The organism is Enterobacter sp. HK169, from assembly GCF_001719105.1.
Classification (GTDB): Bacteria; Pseudomonadota; Gammaproteobacteria; order Enterobacterales; family Enterobacteriaceae; genus Enterobacter; species Enterobacter asburiae_B.
The window spans coordinates 4388136-4404840 of the sequence record NZ_CP017087.1 but is presented as its reverse complement, the minus strand read 5'-3'; the positions used below and the strand labels follow the sequence as shown (position 1 = coordinate 4404840).

At 54.4% G+C, this 16705-nt stretch carries 16 protein-coding genes; 10 read left to right on the top strand and 6 right to left on the bottom strand.

Features of this window, described 5'->3' with window-relative positions; genetic code table 11:
• Nucleotides 1–11: 11 nt before the first annotated feature.
• Nucleotides 12–386, bottom strand: coding sequence for an inner membrane protein YbjM (locus EnteroDNA1_RS20895; protein WP_033145040.1), 375 nt, complete (start codon nucleotides 384–386; stop codon nucleotides 12–14).
• A gap of 273 nt (nucleotides 387–659) precedes the next feature.
• On the opposite strand from EnteroDNA1_RS20895, the gene EnteroDNA1_RS20890 reads away from it, so the two are divergent.
• The 4 genes from EnteroDNA1_RS20890 to EnteroDNA1_RS20875 all read left to right on the top strand — a co-directional run bounded on the left by EnteroDNA1_RS20890 (nucleotide 660) and on the right by EnteroDNA1_RS20875 (nucleotide 6482).
• On the top strand, nucleotides 660–2345 hold the full coding sequence (locus EnteroDNA1_RS20890) for an aspartate:alanine antiporter (protein WP_029739442.1): 1686 nt from the start codon (nucleotides 660–662) through the stop codon (nucleotides 2343–2345).
• 547 nt (nucleotides 2346–2892) lie between these two features.
• Entirely contained in the window at nucleotides 2893–4728 is a 1836-nt protein-coding gene (locus tag EnteroDNA1_RS20885) for an AAA family ATPase (RefSeq protein ID WP_166670497.1), read from the top strand.
• Nucleotides 4729–5161: 433 nt separating this feature from the next.
• Nucleotides 5162–5593, top strand: coding sequence for a glutaredoxin-dependent arsenate reductase (arsC, locus tag EnteroDNA1_RS20880; RefSeq protein WP_069303863.1), 432 nt, complete (start codon nucleotides 5162–5164; stop codon nucleotides 5591–5593).
• A 118-nt stretch (nucleotides 5594–5711) separates the two neighbouring features.
• Nucleotides 5712–6482, top strand: a complete 771-nt coding sequence (locus tag EnteroDNA1_RS20875; protein WP_069303862.1) for an SDR family NAD(P)-dependent oxidoreductase — start codon at nucleotides 5712–5714, stop codon at nucleotides 6480–6482.
• Here EnteroDNA1_RS20875 and EnteroDNA1_RS20870 read toward each other — a convergent pair.
• Nucleotides 6479–7030, bottom strand: a complete 552-nt coding sequence (locus EnteroDNA1_RS20870; protein ID WP_033145035.1) for a TetR/AcrR family transcriptional regulator — start codon at nucleotides 7028–7030, stop codon at nucleotides 6479–6481. The two genes, EnteroDNA1_RS20875 and EnteroDNA1_RS20870, sit on opposite strands and share 4 nt — an antisense overlap.
• A gap of 81 nt (nucleotides 7031–7111) precedes the next feature.
• Between EnteroDNA1_RS20870 and EnteroDNA1_RS20865 the strand changes: the two genes are divergently transcribed.
• Together EnteroDNA1_RS20865 and EnteroDNA1_RS20860 are read left to right on the top strand one after the other, a co-directional pair.
• Complete coding sequence (locus EnteroDNA1_RS20865; protein WP_032661348.1) at nucleotides 7112–8326, top strand: MFS transporter; 1215 nt, start codon at nucleotides 7112–7114, stop codon at nucleotides 8324–8326.
• Nucleotides 8316–9128: a Cof-type HAD-IIB family hydrolase gene (locus EnteroDNA1_RS20860; protein ID WP_069303861.1), complete on the top strand. Its 813-nt coding sequence runs from the start codon at nucleotides 8316–8318 to the stop codon at nucleotides 9126–9128. The genes EnteroDNA1_RS20865 and EnteroDNA1_RS20860 overlap by 11 nt, the downstream gene beginning before the upstream one ends.
• A 67-nt stretch (nucleotides 9129–9195) precedes the next feature.
• Here EnteroDNA1_RS20860 and EnteroDNA1_RS20855 read toward each other — a convergent pair whose 3' ends face one another.
• Complete coding sequence (locus EnteroDNA1_RS20855; RefSeq protein ID WP_032661345.1) at nucleotides 9196–10428, bottom strand: MFS transporter; 1233 nt, start codon at nucleotides 10426–10428, stop codon at nucleotides 9196–9198.
• A gap of 168 nt (nucleotides 10429–10596) precedes the next feature.
• Between EnteroDNA1_RS20855 and EnteroDNA1_RS20850 the strand changes: the two genes are divergently transcribed.
• The 3 genes from EnteroDNA1_RS20850 (at nucleotide 10597) to deoR (ending at nucleotide 12767) form a co-directional block, all read left to right on the top strand.
• Entirely contained in the window at nucleotides 10597–11325 is a 729-nt protein-coding gene (locus tag EnteroDNA1_RS20850; protein ID WP_069303860.1) for a phosphatase PAP2 family protein, read from the top strand.
• Nucleotides 11326–11332: 7 nt separating this feature from the next.
• A complete protein-coding gene (gene ybjG / locus EnteroDNA1_RS20845) occupies nucleotides 11333–11941 on the top strand; it encodes an undecaprenyl-diphosphate phosphatase (RefSeq protein ID WP_039261467.1) in 609 nt (202 codons plus the stop codon).
• A gap of 67 nt (nucleotides 11942–12008) precedes the next feature.
• Nucleotides 12009–12767 carry a DNA-binding transcriptional repressor DeoR gene (gene deoR, locus EnteroDNA1_RS20840; RefSeq protein ID WP_047061464.1) on the top strand — a complete coding sequence of 253 codons (759 nt, stop codon included), beginning with the start codon at nucleotides 12009–12011 and terminating at the stop codon, nucleotides 12765–12767.
• 97 nt (nucleotides 12768–12864) lie between these two features.
• Here deoR and dacC read toward each other — a convergent pair whose 3' ends face one another.
• Nucleotides 12865–14070, bottom strand: coding sequence for a serine-type D-Ala-D-Ala carboxypeptidase (dacC, locus tag EnteroDNA1_RS20835; RefSeq protein ID WP_047061880.1), 1206 nt, complete (start codon nucleotides 14068–14070; stop codon nucleotides 12865–12867).
• A gap of 239 nt (nucleotides 14071–14309) precedes the next feature.
• Here dacC and EnteroDNA1_RS20830 point away from each other — a divergent pair, with 239 nt between their 5' ends.
• On the top strand, nucleotides 14310–14936 hold the full coding sequence (locus EnteroDNA1_RS20830; protein WP_064672154.1) for a glutathione S-transferase family protein: 627 nt from the start codon (nucleotides 14310–14312) through the stop codon (nucleotides 14934–14936).
• Here the strand turns inward: EnteroDNA1_RS20830 and EnteroDNA1_RS20825 are convergent, their stop codons facing one another.
• Nucleotides 14937–16055: a PQQ-dependent sugar dehydrogenase gene (locus EnteroDNA1_RS20825; RefSeq protein ID WP_064672153.1), complete on the bottom strand. Its 1119-nt coding sequence runs from the start codon at nucleotides 16053–16055 to the stop codon at nucleotides 14937–14939. It lies immediately after the preceding gene.
• Between the two features lie 106 nt (nucleotides 16056–16161).
• Complete coding sequence (gene bssR / locus EnteroDNA1_RS20820) at nucleotides 16162–16545, bottom strand: biofilm formation regulator BssR (protein WP_064672152.1); 384 nt, start codon at nucleotides 16543–16545, stop codon at nucleotides 16162–16164.
• Between the last annotated feature and the right edge of the window lie 160 nt (nucleotides 16546–16705).

The following is a 16705-nucleotide window of genomic DNA, read 5'->3' as shown; positions in this document are numbered from 1 at the left end:
GGAGGGCGTTTTTATTTGTGGTGCCGTCGATGCTTAATCAGGCTGCACACAAACAAATAGCACAGGGCGCCGAGGGCGCACCAGAAGACGCCGCTCAGCAACCACGCCATCTCCTGCCAGAAACTTCGCGTTGACACATACAGCATGCGCATCAGCAGCAGACACAGCGGTGCCGCCAGCATTGCGCCAATAAGCGGCTTGACCACCTCCCCTTTACGGGAAAGAAAACTGGCTGCCGCTCCCGGCAGGGTAAAAAAGAGCAGCCCCAGCTCCGGGTGTCCGGCAGCCCTGAATGCCCCCTTCACATTAAAAGCGAGCGACATGCACACGACGGTAAACAGCAAAAAGCAGCTGATCACCCCCGCCCAGTTTCGTTTAATGTTCAAACTATCCTCCTGACTTATCTCTATCAAATACACCTTCGTCGGGTAGACGCCCAGTCAGATAAAGCAATGCGGCAATCCTTGCCAAAGTACGCACAGGGTGATGCGATAATAGGTAGCTGTCAGTAGCTAATACGATTAAACTATCGGCCAGCTAATGTTTTAGGGAATAAATTAGGTAACAGGGAGGGTTGAACACGTTCCCTGGCTCAGAAAACAGTAGCCCAAATAGTCCTTTCATTCAACAACTTACTGGTAAACAAGAAGTTAGCCTCCGTGAATATAAACGTCGCAGACTTGTTAAATGGGAATTACATCCTGTTATTATTTGTGGTACTGGCGCTGGGCCTCTGCCTGGGTAAATTGCGCCTGGGTTCAGTTCAACTTGGTAATTCCATTGGCGTTTTAGTCGTCTCCTTATTATTAGGCCAGCAGCACTTCAGCATTAACACGGACGCGCTCAACTTAGGCTTTATGCTGTTTATTTTTTGTGTTGGCGTGGAAGCGGGACCGAACTTTTTTTCAATTTTCTTCCGCGACGGCAAAAATTATCTGATGCTGGCGCTGGTGATGGTCGGCAGCGCGCTGCTGATCGCGTTAGGGCTGGGTAAACTGTTTGGCTGGGATATCGGGTTAACGGCCGGTATGCTGGCAGGCTCCATGACCTCCACCCCCGTGCTCGTGGGTGCCGGTGATACCCTGCGCCATTCCGGCATGGCCGGCGCGCAGCTCTCTACCGCCCTCGACCACCTGAGCCTGGGTTATGCCCTGACCTATCTGATTGGTCTGGTGAGCCTGATCGTCGGCGCGCGCTACCTGCCAAAACTACAGCACCAGGATCTGCAGACCAGCGCCCAGCAAATCGCGCGCGAGCGCGGCCTGGATACCGATTCCAAACGTAAAGTCTATCTCCCGGTGATCCGCGCCTATCGCGTCGGGCCAGAGCTGGTGGCATGGGCAGACGGCAAAAACCTGCGCGAGCTGGGGATTTATCGCCAGACGGGCTGCTATATCGAACGTATCCGCCGCAACGGCATTCTGGCGAACCCGGACGGCGACGCGGTGCTGCAGATGGGCGACGACATCGCGCTGGTGGGTTATCCGGACGCCCACGCCCGTCTCGACCCGAGCTTCCGTAACGGCAAAGAGGTGTTCGACCGCGACCTGCTCGACATGCGTATCGTCACCGAAGAGATCGTGGTGAAAAACCATAACGCCGTGGGCCGCCGTCTGGCGCAGCTGAAGCTGACCGACCACGGCTGCTTCCTCAACCGCGTGATCCGCAGCCAGATTGAGATGCCTATCGACGATAACGTCGTGCTCAACAAAGGCGACGTTCTGCAGGTCAGCGGCGACGCGCGACGCGTGAAAACCGTTGCCGACCGCATCGGCTTTATCTCCATTCACAGCCAGGTCACCGACCTGCTGGCCTTCTGCGCCTTCTTTATCGTTGGCCTGATGATCGGGATGATCACCTTCCAGTTCAGCAACTTTAGCTTCGGCATCGGTAACGCCGCCGGGCTGCTGTTTGCCGGGATCATGCTGGGCTTCCTGCGAGCCAACCACCCGACCTTCGGCTACATTCCGCAGGGCGCACTGAACATGGTGAAAGAGTTCGGTCTGATGGTCTTTATGGCGGGCGTCGGCTTAAGCGCGGGAAGCGGTATCGGGCACAGCCTGGGCGCCGTCGGCTGGCAGATGCTGGTATCCGGACTTATCGTCAGCCTGGTGCCGGTGGTGATCTGCTTCCTGTTCGGCGCCTACGTGCTGCGCATGAACCGCGCCCTGCTCTTCGGGGCAATGATGGGCGCGCGTACCTGTGCGCCGGCCATGGAAATCATCAGCGATACCGCGCGCAGCAACATCCCGGCGCTGGGGTATGCGGGTACGTACGCTATCGCTAACGTGCTGCTGACCCTGGCGGGTACGCTGATCGTTATCATCTGGCCCGGACTCGGATAACTCCTAAGTTTGCGCGCGGGGAAAATTATTTTCGTCACGCGCAGAACTTTTTTATCAGGGGGCAGTCATAACTAGTGCCACTGCTTTTCTTTGATGTCCCCAATTTGTGGAGCCCATCAACCCCGCCGTTTTGGTTCAAGGTTGATGGGTTTTTTGTTGCCTGAAATTCAGAGCCTTCCCTATCAACAATTTACCCAGTCCTATCTAAGCCAATCGCGACAAACTGGCGGCAGTGTTTAAAGAGCCATGGCTACCAGCCTGCTCAGCGATTACTTTTAAGCTACCCAACTGTGAGTATCCACCAGATAAGAGCTTTTTCCACGTGGGCGGTAAGCCAGGTGATTTGCAGTTCGCCCACTTGCCCTCGATACTATCAGCGCTTCGCATTAACTTCGTTCATAGTATCTGCATGCTGGCTTTTTAGGAGAGTCAAGTATTCAGTGAGTTCACAATTCAAGAAACTTTCTTTTAAGACAATTGCTTTAAAGTGTGAAGTAGCAGTAACGTATAACCATGAAGCCTTAGTTGTATGCAACGTGGAACAACTATGGAAGGTTATAAAATGAGCATCGGCACAGGTGAGATAATGCATATCAAAAAAGTTGAGTTAAAACGTTTTAAACAATTTAAAGATTCTAAAATAGAATTAAAGGAAAGTCTTTCACTTATCGTCGGTGGTAATAACTCTGGAAAATCGAGCTTATTACAAGCGTTGGCAACTTGGCAGTTTTGCAAATCAATATTAGAAATAGAAAAAGGTAGACAAAGTTGGATTACAACGGCAAAAAATCAAGGCTTAGGGCTTGGAATTATTGATTTCACACCGATGTACATACCATCTTTAAGTCATTTATGGACTAATTTAAACTCACAAAAGCAAAACGAGCAAGATGGATACACATTAAAAATAAATGTATTCTGGGATGATGAAAACGGCAATGAAAAATACCTTGAAATTGGCCTATCCTTAGCCAATGATCGCTTATTTATAAAAACTACGTCAACAAACTTGAATGTACAAGATGTGTTAGATGTTGATGGCAATCCACTTGACGGAAAAGTTCCAGAAATTGCTTATCTTCCTCCTTTCGCTGGTATTACTGATCGTGAGGTAAAACATACTCCCGCGATGCGAAACAGATTAATCGGACAAGGCCTATCTGGCGGAGTTATTCGAAATTCAATATACGAACTTCATTCTGCAAATCAAGAAAAGAGGATTTCACTAAAAGGCGAGCGGTCAAAAATCAAGACTAGCGATCTTAAAGAATTAAGATTAACAGACCCTTGGGAAATATTACAAAAAACCATGCAGGATATTTTTTCAACACAAATAAAAGTAACTCCATTCAATGAAAAATATCATAGTTATCTTAGAATAGAATGTGTAAAAGGAAGCGTAGATAATGGTATTTTTAAAAAATACCCTAAATATAATTCTAGAGATATTATGGTTGAGGGTAGTGGGTTTCTTCAGTGGCTGAGCGTATATACACTAGCATTATCACCAAGTTATAATGTAATTTTACTTGATGAACCTGATGCTCATCTTCATACACTTCTCCAAACTTTACTAACGAATAAACTTGAGACAATAGCTAACTCGCTAAATAAACAGGTTCTTTTAGCGACCCATTCAACAGAGTTAATAAGAATATATCCCAATGAAAAGATTTTAGGTATTGATAAATCACGAGGGAAATACTTATCTCTTGATACGGATAAAATAAAATTACTTTCAGGCATAGGCACTATACACACGCCCAAATTACATAATCTTATAAAAGACAAAAAATTACTAATCATTGAAGGGGTGAGCGATGAGCGATTTTTGAAAGAAATCGCAAAAAAATTAGATTACGAATGGCCATCAAATCTTACAACGTGGCTATGGACTGGTAAATCATCAGAAAGATATCAACTATTTTTACAATTAAAAAAAGAAATCCCGGAACTCAAGGCACTGAGCTTACGAGATCGTGATGATGATGCAGACAATTCAGTAGATGCAAACTTAAGCGATAAAGGTATAGACTGTCCAGAGCCAGGATTTACTCCACTTAAATGGAGAAGAAGACATATAGAAAACTATTTTTTAGACATAGATGCAATCGTGAATTGCACTGGTAAAGAGCGTGCTGAAATCGATCTTTTTTTCCGAGAGAAACACGCATTGGCAATCCCAGAAAACTTCAAGATCTCGGATGTAAGTATGACCATAAGAGATGCAAGAGGAAAAGAAATATTAACTAAAGGTGAGGATAGTATTGAGGGAACTTATGCAATTACTAGAGAAGATATCCTTAAAGAAATGGCCTCGGATAACATTCCTGATGATATACATAAATTTTTTGATCATCTCAAGAACCTTTGTGATATTTAAAAAAGTCACTTCTTATGGCTTGAAAATATATAATCTAGAGCATTCGCTCGGATAAATTGCTCCCCCTAATAACACCCAGCGGGCACAATTGTTCTAATAGCCGCCCTTACTTATCCAGTCTAATAGCCCGTAGGTGCATGCGGGCTATCTGTCATACCTTCGCATCGAAGTCCATATCAGCTTTGATCATTATAGCGTTGATTTTTATATATTTAACTGCCCCTAACTTGTGGAACATCTTGAGGCGAACACATTTGGTATTTATACCTTGTGAAGTTCGAGAGCGTTGCCCTCTATGTTCTTCCACTATACTGTCGTTGCTGGTGTTGGCCAGCGGTACCACATTAACGATCTTCCGATAGTGTTGAATATTGTCTGGAACACCAGGGCGCTAGCGCTACGTCTCTCCTTCACACTGTAATGAGCCACTGATATGAGCCACATCACCATTTATCACAACCCGGCCTGCGGAACCTCGCGCAACACGCTGGAGATGATCCGCAACAGCGGCACGGAGCCAGAGATTATCCTCTATCTGGAAACCCCGCCGTCGCGCGATAAGCTGACCGCCCTGATTGCCGAGATGGGTATTTCAGTGCGGGATCTGCTGCGTAAAAACGTGGAGCCCTATGAACAGCTCGGCCTTGCCGACGATAAGTTCACCGACGACCAGCTTATTGATTTTATGCTGCAGCACCCGATCCTGATTAATCGTCCGATCGTGGTGACGCCGCTGGGTACCCGCCTGTGCCGACCGTCTGAAGTCGTCCTCGACATCCTGCCGGATGCGCAGAAAGGGGCGTTTACGAAAGAGGATGGCGAAGCCGTCGTGGACGCCAGCGGCAAAAAAATCTCGCCAAAGTAACCCGTTGATAATGGCGCAGTAAGGCCTTCCAGCCGCATACCCCACCCATCTGCCAGGTTGCATCAGCCGAAACCCGGCACATACTTCTGAGGGTTAATCCTGGTGAGGATATGCAGCTATGGGCTTTAAGAACAAAACCGCCGTTATCTTCGGCGGAAGCGGCGTCATCGGCAGTTCAGTGGCGCACGCTCTGGCGCGTGAAGGGGCGGATGTGTACTTCGCCGCACGCGACCACGCCAGGCTGGAGCAGGTCGCCAGCAGCATTCGCGCCGCGGGCGGTTCTGCCAGCACGTTTGTTTTCGATGCGCTCGAGGAGTCCTCGCTGCTCCCCGACCTTGCCCGCATTGATATCGTCGTCAACGCCACGGGCTTTATGCACGATCAGGGCAAACGCCTTGAGGCGTTAACGCTTGATGAGTTCAGGCAGGGTTTTGATCCCTTCCTGGCTGCCTACTTTAACATTGCGAAAGCCGTGTCGCCCCGCATGGGCGGCGAGCATGGTGGAGTCATTATTACCGTCGTCGCGCCTGCCGCGAACATGACGATCGCGGGCCACCTCGGGCATATCGTCGGCTGCGCGGGAACGGAAGCCTTGACCCGGGCGCTGGCGGCGGAACTTGGGACACAAAATATTCGCGTGCTGTGCGTGCGTTCGCATGCGATAGCCGACGCGGTGCAGGCGGGTTCGTATGTGGGAGCCATTTTCGCCGCCCGGGCGCAGGCGATGGGGATTACGGTTGAGCAGTTTCTCAGCGGTGCCGCGCAAAGCACCCTGACGCATCGCCTGCCGACGCTGGCACAGGTGGCAGACACGATTACGTTTCTGGCCTCAGATGCGGCAGGCGCTATGACGGGAACCACCGTCAATATGACCGCGGGCGCAACCTAGCGGCCGCCCTCGCCCGCAATTCTCCCCACCATCGCCCGGATCTCCTCCCGGGTTAACGGCGCCCGGTCGGTGACATAGTGCAGCGTCATCCCTTCGATAAACGCGTCCAGGGCGCGGGTGGTAACCGGGTCGAACCACTGCTCCAGCGTGGTCTGGCTCATTTTCATCCAGTCCTGCATCACCGTTTTGAGCGCCGCGCTGCGGTGCATAAAGGCGTAGAGCTGATACATCAGCGCCATGTTGTGCGGCGTGGTCACCTGCGAGCTGTGGATCAGGGTGGTGATAGATTCGCACGCCATTTCCGGCCCGGTGACGCCGGCGAAGAAATCCCGGTACTGCTGCGACATCTGTCGGGTAAACCACGTGAAGGCCTCCTCCAGCAGCGGCTCCATGCCGTCGAAATAGTAGGTCATCGACCCCAGCGGCACGCCCGCGCAGGTGGCGATTTTACGGTGCGTGACGGCGTGAATGCCGTGCTCGGCGATGGTATCGAGCGTTGCCTGCAGGATCTTCTCCCGGCGATGCGGATCGTTCGGTGGTCTGCTCATAAATTCCTCACGTGGTTTGTGTACAAATGTACACAAACTTGCTAGTGTTGTCGCTATTGTTGTACTTCTGGTGCTACCCCAATGACGCAGACCTCTCCCCGTAAAGCCCTGCAGCGACGCCTGTGGGCGCTGTTTATGTTCTTCTTCATTCCCGGCCTGCTGATGGCCTCCTGGGCCACGCGCACCCCCGCCATTCGCGATATTTTGTCCGTTTCTACCGCCGAGATGGGCATCGTGCTGTTCGGCCTGTCGATAGGCTCCATGAGCGGCATCCTCTGCTCCGCGTGGCTGGTAAAGCGCTTTGGTACGCGAGCGGTGATCCGCACCACCATGTGCTTTGCCGTGTTCGGGATGGGCATATTGAGCGTGGCGCTGTGGTTTGCCTCGCCGGTGCTGTTCGCCCTGGGCCTGACGGTATTTGGCGGCAGCTTCGGTTCGGCGGAAGTTGCCATCAACGTGGAAGGGGCGGCGGTCGAACGTGAGATGAATAAAACCGTGCTGCCGATGATGCACGGTTTTTACAGCCTTGGCACGCTGGCCGGTGCGGGCGTGGGGATGGCGCTGACGGCCACCGGCGTGAGCGCGAATCTGCATATCCTGCTGGCGGCGCTGGTGTGCATCATTCCGATCCTGACCGGCATCCGGGCCATCCCGGACGGCACCGGTAAGAACTCCGCTGACGAACAGCACTCGGCCGAAAAAGGGCTGCCCTTCTACCGCGACTTCCAGCTGATGCTGATCGGCGTGGTGGTGCTGGCGATGGCGTTCGCGGAAGGTTCCGCCAACGACTGGCTGCCGCTGCTGATGGTGGACGGTCACGGCTTTAGCCCGACCTCCGGCTCGCTGATTTACGCCGGGTTTACGCTGGGGATGACCGTCGGGCGCTTCACCGGCGGCTGGTTTATCGACCGCTACAGCCGCGTGGCGGTGGTGCGCGCCAGCGCCCTGCTCGGCGGCCTGGGTATCGCGATGATCATCTTTGTGGACGTGGACTGGATTGCGGGCGTTTCCGTGATCCTCTGGGGACTGGGGGCATCACTTGGCTTCCCGCTGACCATTTCCGCCGCCAGCGACACCGGCCCGGATGCCCCGACGCGCGTCAGCGTGGTGGCAACTACCGGTTATCTCGCCTTCCTGGTCGGGCCGCCGCTGCTCGGCTTCCTCGGCGAGCACTACGGGCTGCGCAGCGCCATGCTGGTGGTGTTAGGGTTGGTCATCATCGCGGCGCTGGTGGCGCGCGCGGTGGCAAAGCCGGAAACGAATCAAACGACACTGGAGAAGGGATATGAGCGTTAAACTGATCGCCGTCGACATGGATGGTACTTTTCTGAGCGATGCCAAGACCTATAATCGGCCGCGCTTTCTGGCGCAGTACGCCCGCATGAAGGCGCAAGGAATCCGCTTCGTGGTCGCCAGCGGCAACCAGTATTACCAGCTGATCTCCTTTTTCCCGGAGATTGCGCATGAGATTGCGTTCGTCGCCGAAAACGGTGGCTGGGTCGTGAGCGAAGGTGAAGATGTCTTTAACGGTGAACTGTCGAAAGCCCATTTCGAGACCGTCGCGAACGTCTTAAACGACGTTCCGGGCATTGAGATTATCGCCTGCGGGAAAAGCAGCGCGTACACGCTGAAATGCTATGACGAGGGCTTTAAGGATATCGCGGCGAAGTACTATCACCGCCTCGAAATGGTCAGCGATTTCGATAACCTGAACGATATTTTCTTCAAGTTCGGGCTTAACGTCTCTGATGATGAAATTCCGCGAATTCAGGCGCTGCTGCATGAAAAGCTGAGCGACATCATGGTGCCCGTCACCACCGGCCACGGCAGTATCGACCTGATTATCCCCGGCGTGCACAAAGCTAACGGTCTGCGGATCCTGCAAAAGCGCTGGGGCATTGACGACAGCGAAGTGGTGGCCTTCGGCGACAGCGGCAACGACGTGGAGATGCTGCGCCAGTCCGGGTTCAGCTTTGCGATGGCGAATGCCAGACCGCACATCAAAGAGGCAGCGCGTTTTGAAGCGCCACACAATAACGATGAAGGCGTTTTAAACGTGATTGAGAAGGTGTTGAACGGGGAGGCACCGTTTAATTGACCGCGTGCGGTCTGGCGCCCTCGCCCCTCACCCTGGCCCTCTCCCCAAAGGGGAGAGGGAAAAAAGATTATGGTTGCAGGGCGTTCCCGACGCGTTTATCTTTCAGGAACACCACCATCAGGCCAACCCACAGCGCGCCGTTGGCGAGGTTAAACAGGCTGAACAGCCCGTTGCCGCCCATCGCGTAGGCATGCTTGCTCACTTCAATACCGACGGTAAAAATCAGCATCTGCAGCATTCCCATTGCCGCTGAGACCGTGCCTTTACTCATCTCGCTGGCAAATAGCGTCAGGCGTACCAGCCCGGCGTTGGCCACGCCAATTCCGAAGGCATAGAGGCTGAGCCCCGCCGTCATCCACAGGTAGGCGTGGGATGACGCGACGGTCGCCACTGCAGCCAGAATCAGCCCTGCCGCAATCGGCCAGCCGCCCATGATAATCAGTGAACGCACGGTGCGGCGTGACGTCAGGCGTGCCAGCACCAGGTTCCCGATAATCAGCGCGCCAAAGATCGGCACCTGCAGCAGGCCATACTCGTAGCTGCTGAGCTTTTCACCGCTGATGATAATGACCGGCGACTGCGCGATCCACGCCAGCAGCGGCAGGCTAACGAACCCGGTCGCCAGCGCGCCCGCCACAAATCGGCCATTCTTCAGCACTTCTTTGTAATCCCGACCCAGCTCTTTCAGCGAGAGTTTCTCGCCGATGCGGGTGGCCGTTTCCGGCATCGCCCGGTGCAGGCCAAAGAACGCGAAGGCGGCGAGAAGCGCAAAGAGCACAAACATCCCTTCCCACGGCGCAACGTGCACCCACGCGGCCCCCACCAGCGGCCCGAGCAAGGGGGCGATCAGCGCGACGTTCGCCATCAGCGCGGTAATTTTGATACATACCGCCTCTTCAAACGACTCCTGAATGGCGGCATACCCCACGGCGCCGATAAAGCACAGGCTCACCCCCTGCAGGAAACGCAGCAGGGTAAATTGTTCAATGTTTTGCGCCAGCAGCGTGGCGAGACAGGTGACGATGAACCACACCACGCCCGTCAGCATTACCGGACGACGGCCAATACGATCCGACAGCGGGCCTAACAGCCACTGTAAAAACATGCCGCCGGCCAGATAGGCGGTCATGGAGGTCGGCACCCACTCAATACCCGCGTTGTACTGCGCCACAACGGCCAGCATACCGGGCTGGATCATATCGTTGCCGATATAGGTAGAGAATTCGTAGAGCACCAGACACAGAGGGAAAAGCAACGCCTGACGACCCAGACGTGAACCAGAAGAAGAACGGTTTAACATGCAATCTCTTTATAATGACAAAATCGCGACGAGTTTAATGAAATGCCGCAGCCCGAGATAGTGATTTATTGAGGATAAACAGAAATAAAGCACATATCGTCTTCGTTTAAGGTTTCCTTAAGTTGACACTTTTATGATAGCGCGATTACTCGTCAACGATCCCAAATTATGGCACTCACCTCCAGCCGTTCAGAATTGTCTAACTTACAGACAAATAAGACAAAACGACTTTACCGCTTGCCGACCCGCTTTTATGGTTATCAGCTTTTCGTACTGATCGCCCTTGCCGTGGTGTTTACATGGCTATCGCGCAATGAAGCGCTCGACAGATGGATCACCGGCTTTTGGTATGACGCGGCAACGCAGACCTTTCCGCTGCAGAAAGATCATCTGCTGGATCTGCTGAACCACCGCCTGGCGAAGTACATCGCCATCGGCTTAGGTGCCGTGGCGCTGTTTTACGGCGCCTACAAGCGCAACGCAAGGCTGGTGACGGCGGCGCTACTGATGGGCGTTGGCGCGCTGGTGGTGGGCGTGCTGAAAAGCGTGAGCCATCACAGCTGCCCGTGGGATCTGGTGGAATATGGCGGAAAGGCTATGTCTTATCCCCTGTTCAGCGCCGTCCCTGCTGACAGCGGTCCGGGGCGCTGTTTTCCCGGCGGTCATGCCTCCAGCGGCTTTATGGTGATGGGGCTGTTTTTTGCCTTCTGGCGCGAGCGTCCGCGTCTCGCCTGGTGCTTCGTCGCGCTGGGCGTGGTGTTAGGTCTGGCGATGGGCTACGGCCAGGTCATGCGCGGGGCGCATTTTTTCTCTCACAACCTGTGGGCCGGGTGGTGGGTCTGGTTTTCCCAGGTGGTGGTCTACGGACTTATTTCCACCCGGTTTGCTAAAGAGTGATAACGCTATGTTAGAAAATCTGAATTATCAGCTGTTTTATCTGATCAACGCCACGCCAGCCTCGCCTGAGTGGTCGATCGATTTTGCCACCTTTCTGGCAAAAGATCTGATCAGTATCGTGCCTGCACTGGCTGCGATTCTCTGGCTGTGGGGTCCCCGCAGCCAGGTGAAGGCGCAGCGCCAGCTGGTGATTAAAGTCGCGATGGCGCTCGGGGTAAGCGTCCTGGTCAGCTACATTCTCGGCCATGCGTTCCCGCACGATCGTCCTTTTGTCGATCGCGTCGGCTATACCTTCCTGCACCACGCGCCGGATGACTCGTTCCCGAGCGATCACGGAACGGTGATCTTTACCTTCGCGCTGGCTTTCCTGTTCTGGCATCGCCTGTGGTCCGGTGCGGTCCTGATGGTGGCAGCCCTGGCTATCGCCTGGTCTCGCGTTTACCTGGGCGTTCACTGGCCGCTGGATATGGTGGGCGGTTTCCTGGTGGGGCTGATTGGCTGCGTGAGCGCGGCTATCCTGTGGAGCCTCTTTGGCGAAGCGCTTTACCGCACGCTGTCTTCGCTCTACCGCGCCATTTTCGCTATCCCGATCCGCAAAGGCTGGATACGTGACTAACCCCAACCTGACAGGTTACACTTGAACCCCCGCCCTGCGGGGGTTCACTTTTTTATCCCGAGGAACTATGGAAACACGTCGCGATGACCGCATTGCTCAGCTGCTACAGGCGCTGAAGCGCAGCGATAAGCTGCATCTTAAGGAAGCCGCCAACCTCCTCGGCGTCTCAGAGATGACCATTCGTCGGGATCTGAACAGCGAAAGCGCGCCCGTCGTGCTGCTCGGCGGGTATATTGTGCTTGAGCCGCGTAGCGCCAGCCATTATCTGATCAGCGACCAGAAGACGCGCCTGGTTGAAGAGAAACGCAAAGCCGCCCGGCTTGCGGCCTCACTGGTACAGCCGCACCAGACGCTGTTTTTTGACTGCGGAACCACCACGCCGTGGATTATCGAAGCCATCGACAACAGCATCCCTTTTACCGCCGTGTGCTACTCCCTGAACACCTTTCTGGCGCTTCAGGAGAAACCGGAGTGCCGGGTGATCCTCTGCGGCGGCGAGTTTCACGCCAGCAACGCCATCTTTAAGCCGCTCAACCTGCAGGATACGCTCAGCAATCTCTGCCCGGATATCGCGTTTTATTCCGCCGCAGGCGTCAACGTGCGTCAGGGTGCGACCTGCTTTAACCTGGAAGAGCTGCCGGTGAAGCACTGGGCGTTAAGCGCCGCGCAGTACCATGTGCTGGTGGTCGATCACAGCAAGTTTGGCAAGGTACGTTCGGCAAGAATGGGCGAGCTGGCGCAGTTTGACGCCATCGTCAGCGACTGCCGCCCGGACGACGAGATTGTGGCCCACGCGAAGGCGCAGCAGGTGAAGTTGATGTATTAAGAGGGGTGCGGTCTGATGCCCTCACCCCGGCCCTCTCCCACAGGGAGAGGGAGAAAAAACGTAGGCCGGGTAAGCGCAGCGTCACCCGGCAAAAAACTTAGCTAAACCAGCTGCCAAACCACCCGTGGAATTTCATCATCACGAAATCCCACATCCGGCTGAAGAAGCCGCCCTCTTCCACCGCCTCCATTACAATCAGCGGACGCTGTTCAATCGACTTACCGTTTAGCTGGAAATCAATCGTCCCGACCACCTGGCCTTTTTTCAGCGGAGCCGTGAGCTGCGGGTCGGTCAGGGTAAAGCTGGCCTTCAGATTTTTCAGCTGACCGCGCGGAATGGTCACCGAGCCGCCTTCACCCGCCCCGAGATTGACTTCACTCTTGTCGCCAAACCAGACGCGCTGGCTGACGAACGTGGCATCCGGTTTAATCGGCGTCACGGTTTCATAGAAGCGGAAGCCCCAGGTCAGCAGTTTTTCTGACTCATTAAAGCGAATACGGTCGGTTTTGGTGCCCAGCACCACCGAAATCAGGCGCATGTCGCCCTGGGTCGCGGAGGCCACCAGGTTATAGCCCGCGCCCGCCGTGGTGCCGGTTTTCATTCCGTCCACGTTAACGTTGCTGCTCCACAGCAGGCGGTTGCGGTTCGGCTGACGGATTTTATTGAAGGTAAACTCTTTCTCTTTATGGATGGCGTATTCATCCGGCACGTCGTGGATCAGCGCTTTCCCCAGCAGCGCCATGTCGCGCGCGGTACTGAACTGTCCCGGCGAATCCAGACCGTGAACCGTTTTGAACGTGGTGTTGGTTAAGCCCAGTTTCTGCGCGTAGCCATTCATCAAGCCAATGAAAGAATCCTGGCTTCCGGCAACGTAATCGGCCAGCGCGATGCACGCATCATTTCCTGACTGAATAATTACCCCTTTGTTCAGATCGGAAACGGAAACCTGATCCCCCGGCTTCAGGAACATCACCGAAGAGCCCCGCAGCGCCGGGTTGCCGGTCGCCCAGGCATCCTTCCCGATGGTGACCATATCGTCCAGCTTGATCTTGCCCGCTTTCAACGCCTGGCCGACCACATAGCTGGTCATGATTTTGGTCAGGCTTGCCGGATCGAGTTTCTCATCCGCGTTGCCTTCCGCCAGCACTTTACCGCTGGAGTAGTCCATCAGGATCCAGGCGCGCGCATCCACAGGCGGCGCTTCGGGCGCAGCCTGTTCAGCTGCGTAGAGCGTTGGTGCAAACAGGAAAAGGAGCGCAGAGCCTGTCGCAAGGCTGCGCAGAGAAGTCATTTTACGCGTCATAAATGCCACCCGAGTGTCCATTCAAAAATTACGTCACATCACCGTGTCGCAAGAAGCGATGAGTAATAGCGCACTAAAACGGTTAAAGAAACCCAACGAGGGTAAAGTTATTAAAGTTTATGCAATAACATTCAGATACGCTTTGATTCAGACGATTTTTTTGTCTTCTGTTGCGTAATTGTTAGGTTTATCTCACCATGCGAAAGCTGACCCGGATTCACATCTCATCAGGAGTAAATATGATTACGCTTTGGGGCAGGAACAACTCGACCAACGTTAAGAAAGTGCTCTGGACGCTCGAGGAGCTGGATTTACCGTTCAATCAAATCATGGCCGGCATGTCGTTCGGCGTGAACAAAGAGGCCGACTATCTGGCCATGAACCCGAACGGCCTGGTGCCGCTGCTGCGCGATGATGAAACCGACGCGACGCTTTGGGAATCCAACACCATTGTCCGTTACCTTGCCGCCCAGTACGGTCAGGGCCGCCTGTGGGTGGAAAGCCCGGCCCGTCGCGCCCAGGGTGAAAAGTGGATGGACTGGGCGAATCAGACGCTATCGCCAACCCACCGCGTGATCCTGATGGGGTTAGTCAGAACTCCTGAACCCGAGCGCGACTACCCTGCCATTCATGCCGCTCAGGATGCGTGTGAAAACCTGTTTGCGATGATGGATGACGAACTGGCGAAGCACGCCTGGTTCTCCGGTGAGGCGTTCGGCGTGGGCGATATTGCCGTGGCGCCGTTCGTCTGGAATCTGACCAACCTCGGCCTGAAGTGGACGCCGCGCCCTCATCTTGAGCGCTGGCTAAAACAGCTGAGCGATCGCCCGGCGTACCGCAACGTGGTAATGATCCCGGTCACCTGATTACGCACCGGACGGGCTGACTTTTAACAGCTGCCCGTCCGTCTCGTCGGTCAGAACGTATAAATAGCCGTCCGGCCCCACCCGCACATCGCGAATACGTTTATCCCGGTCGCCGAGAATTCGCCCATCCTCCGTGACCTTATTGCCGTCCACGCTCAGCACGATAACGTCCTTTTCCTTTAGCGCGCCGATAAACAGCTTGTTTTTCCACTGCGGGAAGACGTCGCTGTTGTAAAACGCCATACCGCTCACGGCAGGTGACACTTTCCAGACGAACAGCGGTTTTTCGGTTCCCTCAACGTGCTCGCCTTTGGCTTCCGGAATTTTCAGACCGCTATAGTTAATGCCGTGCGTCGCCAGCGGCCAGCCGTAGTTCTTTCCTTTCTCCGGGATGTTGATCTCATCCCCGCCGCGCGGACCGTGCTCGTTCAGCCACAGCGCGTCGCTCCAGGGATTCATCGCCATCCCCTGCGGGTTGCGAATGCCGTAAGACCAGATTTCGGGTCGCGCGCCGGGGGTATTCACAAAGGGGTTATCCGGCGGCACTTTTCCGTCTTCGGTGAGGCGTACCACTTTACCCTGCAATTTATCCAGATCCTGCGCCGTCGGACGCTGGTTATTCTCGCCGAGTCCGATAAAGAGCGAGCCTTTGCCGTCGAACACCAGTCGCCCACCAAAATGGTTCCCGGTGGAGAGTTTCGGCATCTGGCGGAACACCACCTGGAAGGCTTCAATGCGCGTCAGATCGTCGCTCAGTCGGCCATAGCCCACCGCCGTTCCGGCCTTGCCGTCACTCCCGGCTTCGGCGAAGCTCAGCCAGATGCGGCGTGATTTTTCAAAATCCGGGGCGAGGACCACGTCCAGCAATCCTCCCTGACCGTTTGCCCAGACCTTCGGCACGCCGACAATCGGATCGGACAGCCCTTTTCCGGCCTGCCAGCGTTTGAGCTGACCGCCCTTCAGGGTCACCAGCAGGCCTTTATTGTCCGGCAGAAACGTCAGAGACCAGGGATGATCGAGTTTGTTTTGCAGCACCTCGACCTTGACCGCCTCCGGGGCAGCAAGAAGCGAAAACGGAATGAACAGCGCAGGCAGGGAAATTAGCGAGGATCGAGGCATAACGCACTCCTTTATCGGCATATGGCATAAAGGTTAGCCACTGCATCCGGGCGCGTTACCACTTTTACAAAAGCTTAATCAGAAGGGGGAGTTGCCTCCCCCTGGGTCAGTGCTGTTCAAGCTTCTCGTGCTCGTTCAGGCACATGATGCATAGAGAGAGCGTGGTCAGGCAGTTTTCAAGCTTCTCCGCGTTAACAGCGATAAAATTCGGGCAGTCGTGGCGTCCGTTCATCAAACATACCCCAGCGATGGAAAGTACCTCAGCGGCGCGGCGCAGGGCGATCAGCTCACTTTCGCCGTATTCCGCCTTCAGGGTCGGTGCTTTTTCACGCATGAAATTGCAAAGTTCAAACAGGTTATCACGCAGATGTTCGCTTTCGCTGACTGACATATACCCTTTTGCCTTCCTCAACTGCAGGTACGCGGCCAGGTCGATTCGGGCGTTGATCAGCTTGTTAAGCAGATCGCGTTTTAGTCTGTCAACGGTCATGCTCTTTCCTCCTCTGTCAGCCATTGTGCATAATCAGGATAAGTACATTTTTTGTACAGTTTAATGCCTGGGATCAATTTTTATTAACTGATTAACATTATTTACAATGTTACAACGTCTGCCCGGCGCATCCGCCTTGCAAAGAGTGTATAAATCCCCC

Coding starts and splice junctions, on each gene's coding strand:
- EnteroDNA1_RS20885 (WP_166670497.1), top strand. CDS start 2,893: ATGGAAGGTTATAAAATGAGCATCGGCACAGGTGAGATAATGCATATC.
- arsC (WP_069303863.1), top strand. CDS start 5,162: ATGAGCCACATCACCATTTATCACAACCCGGCCTGCGGAACCTCGCGC.
- EnteroDNA1_RS20875 (WP_069303862.1), top strand. CDS start 5,712: ATGGGCTTTAAGAACAAAACCGCCGTTATCTTCGGCGGAAGCGGCGTC.
- EnteroDNA1_RS20870 (WP_033145035.1), bottom strand. CDS start 7,030: ATGAGCAGACCACCGAACGATCCGCATCGCCGGGAGAAGATCCTGCAG.
- EnteroDNA1_RS20865 (WP_032661348.1), top strand. CDS start 7,112: ATGACGCAGACCTCTCCCCGTAAAGCCCTGCAGCGACGCCTGTGGGCG.
- EnteroDNA1_RS20860 (WP_069303861.1), top strand. CDS start 8,316: ATGAGCGTTAAACTGATCGCCGTCGACATGGATGGTACTTTTCTGAGC.
- EnteroDNA1_RS20855 (WP_032661345.1), bottom strand. CDS start 10,428: ATGTTAAACCGTTCTTCTTCTGGTTCACGTCTGGGTCGTCAGGCGTTG.
- EnteroDNA1_RS20850 (WP_069303860.1), top strand. CDS start 10,597: ATGGCACTCACCTCCAGCCGTTCAGAATTGTCTAACTTACAGACAAAT.
- ybjG (WP_039261467.1), top strand. CDS start 11,333: ATGTTAGAAAATCTGAATTATCAGCTGTTTTATCTGATCAACGCCACG.
- deoR (WP_047061464.1), top strand. CDS start 12,009: ATGGAAACACGTCGCGATGACCGCATTGCTCAGCTGCTACAGGCGCTG.
- dacC (WP_047061880.1), bottom strand. CDS start 14,070: ATGACGCGTAAAATGACTTCTCTGCGCAGCCTTGCGACAGGCTCTGCG.
- EnteroDNA1_RS20830 (WP_064672154.1), top strand. CDS start 14,310: ATGATTACGCTTTGGGGCAGGAACAACTCGACCAACGTTAAGAAAGTG.
- EnteroDNA1_RS20825 (WP_064672153.1), bottom strand. CDS start 16,055: ATGCCTCGATCCTCGCTAATTTCCCTGCCTGCGCTGTTCATTCCGTTT.
- bssR (WP_064672152.1), bottom strand. CDS start 16,545: ATGACCGTTGACAGACTAAAACGCGATCTGCTTAACAAGCTGATCAAC.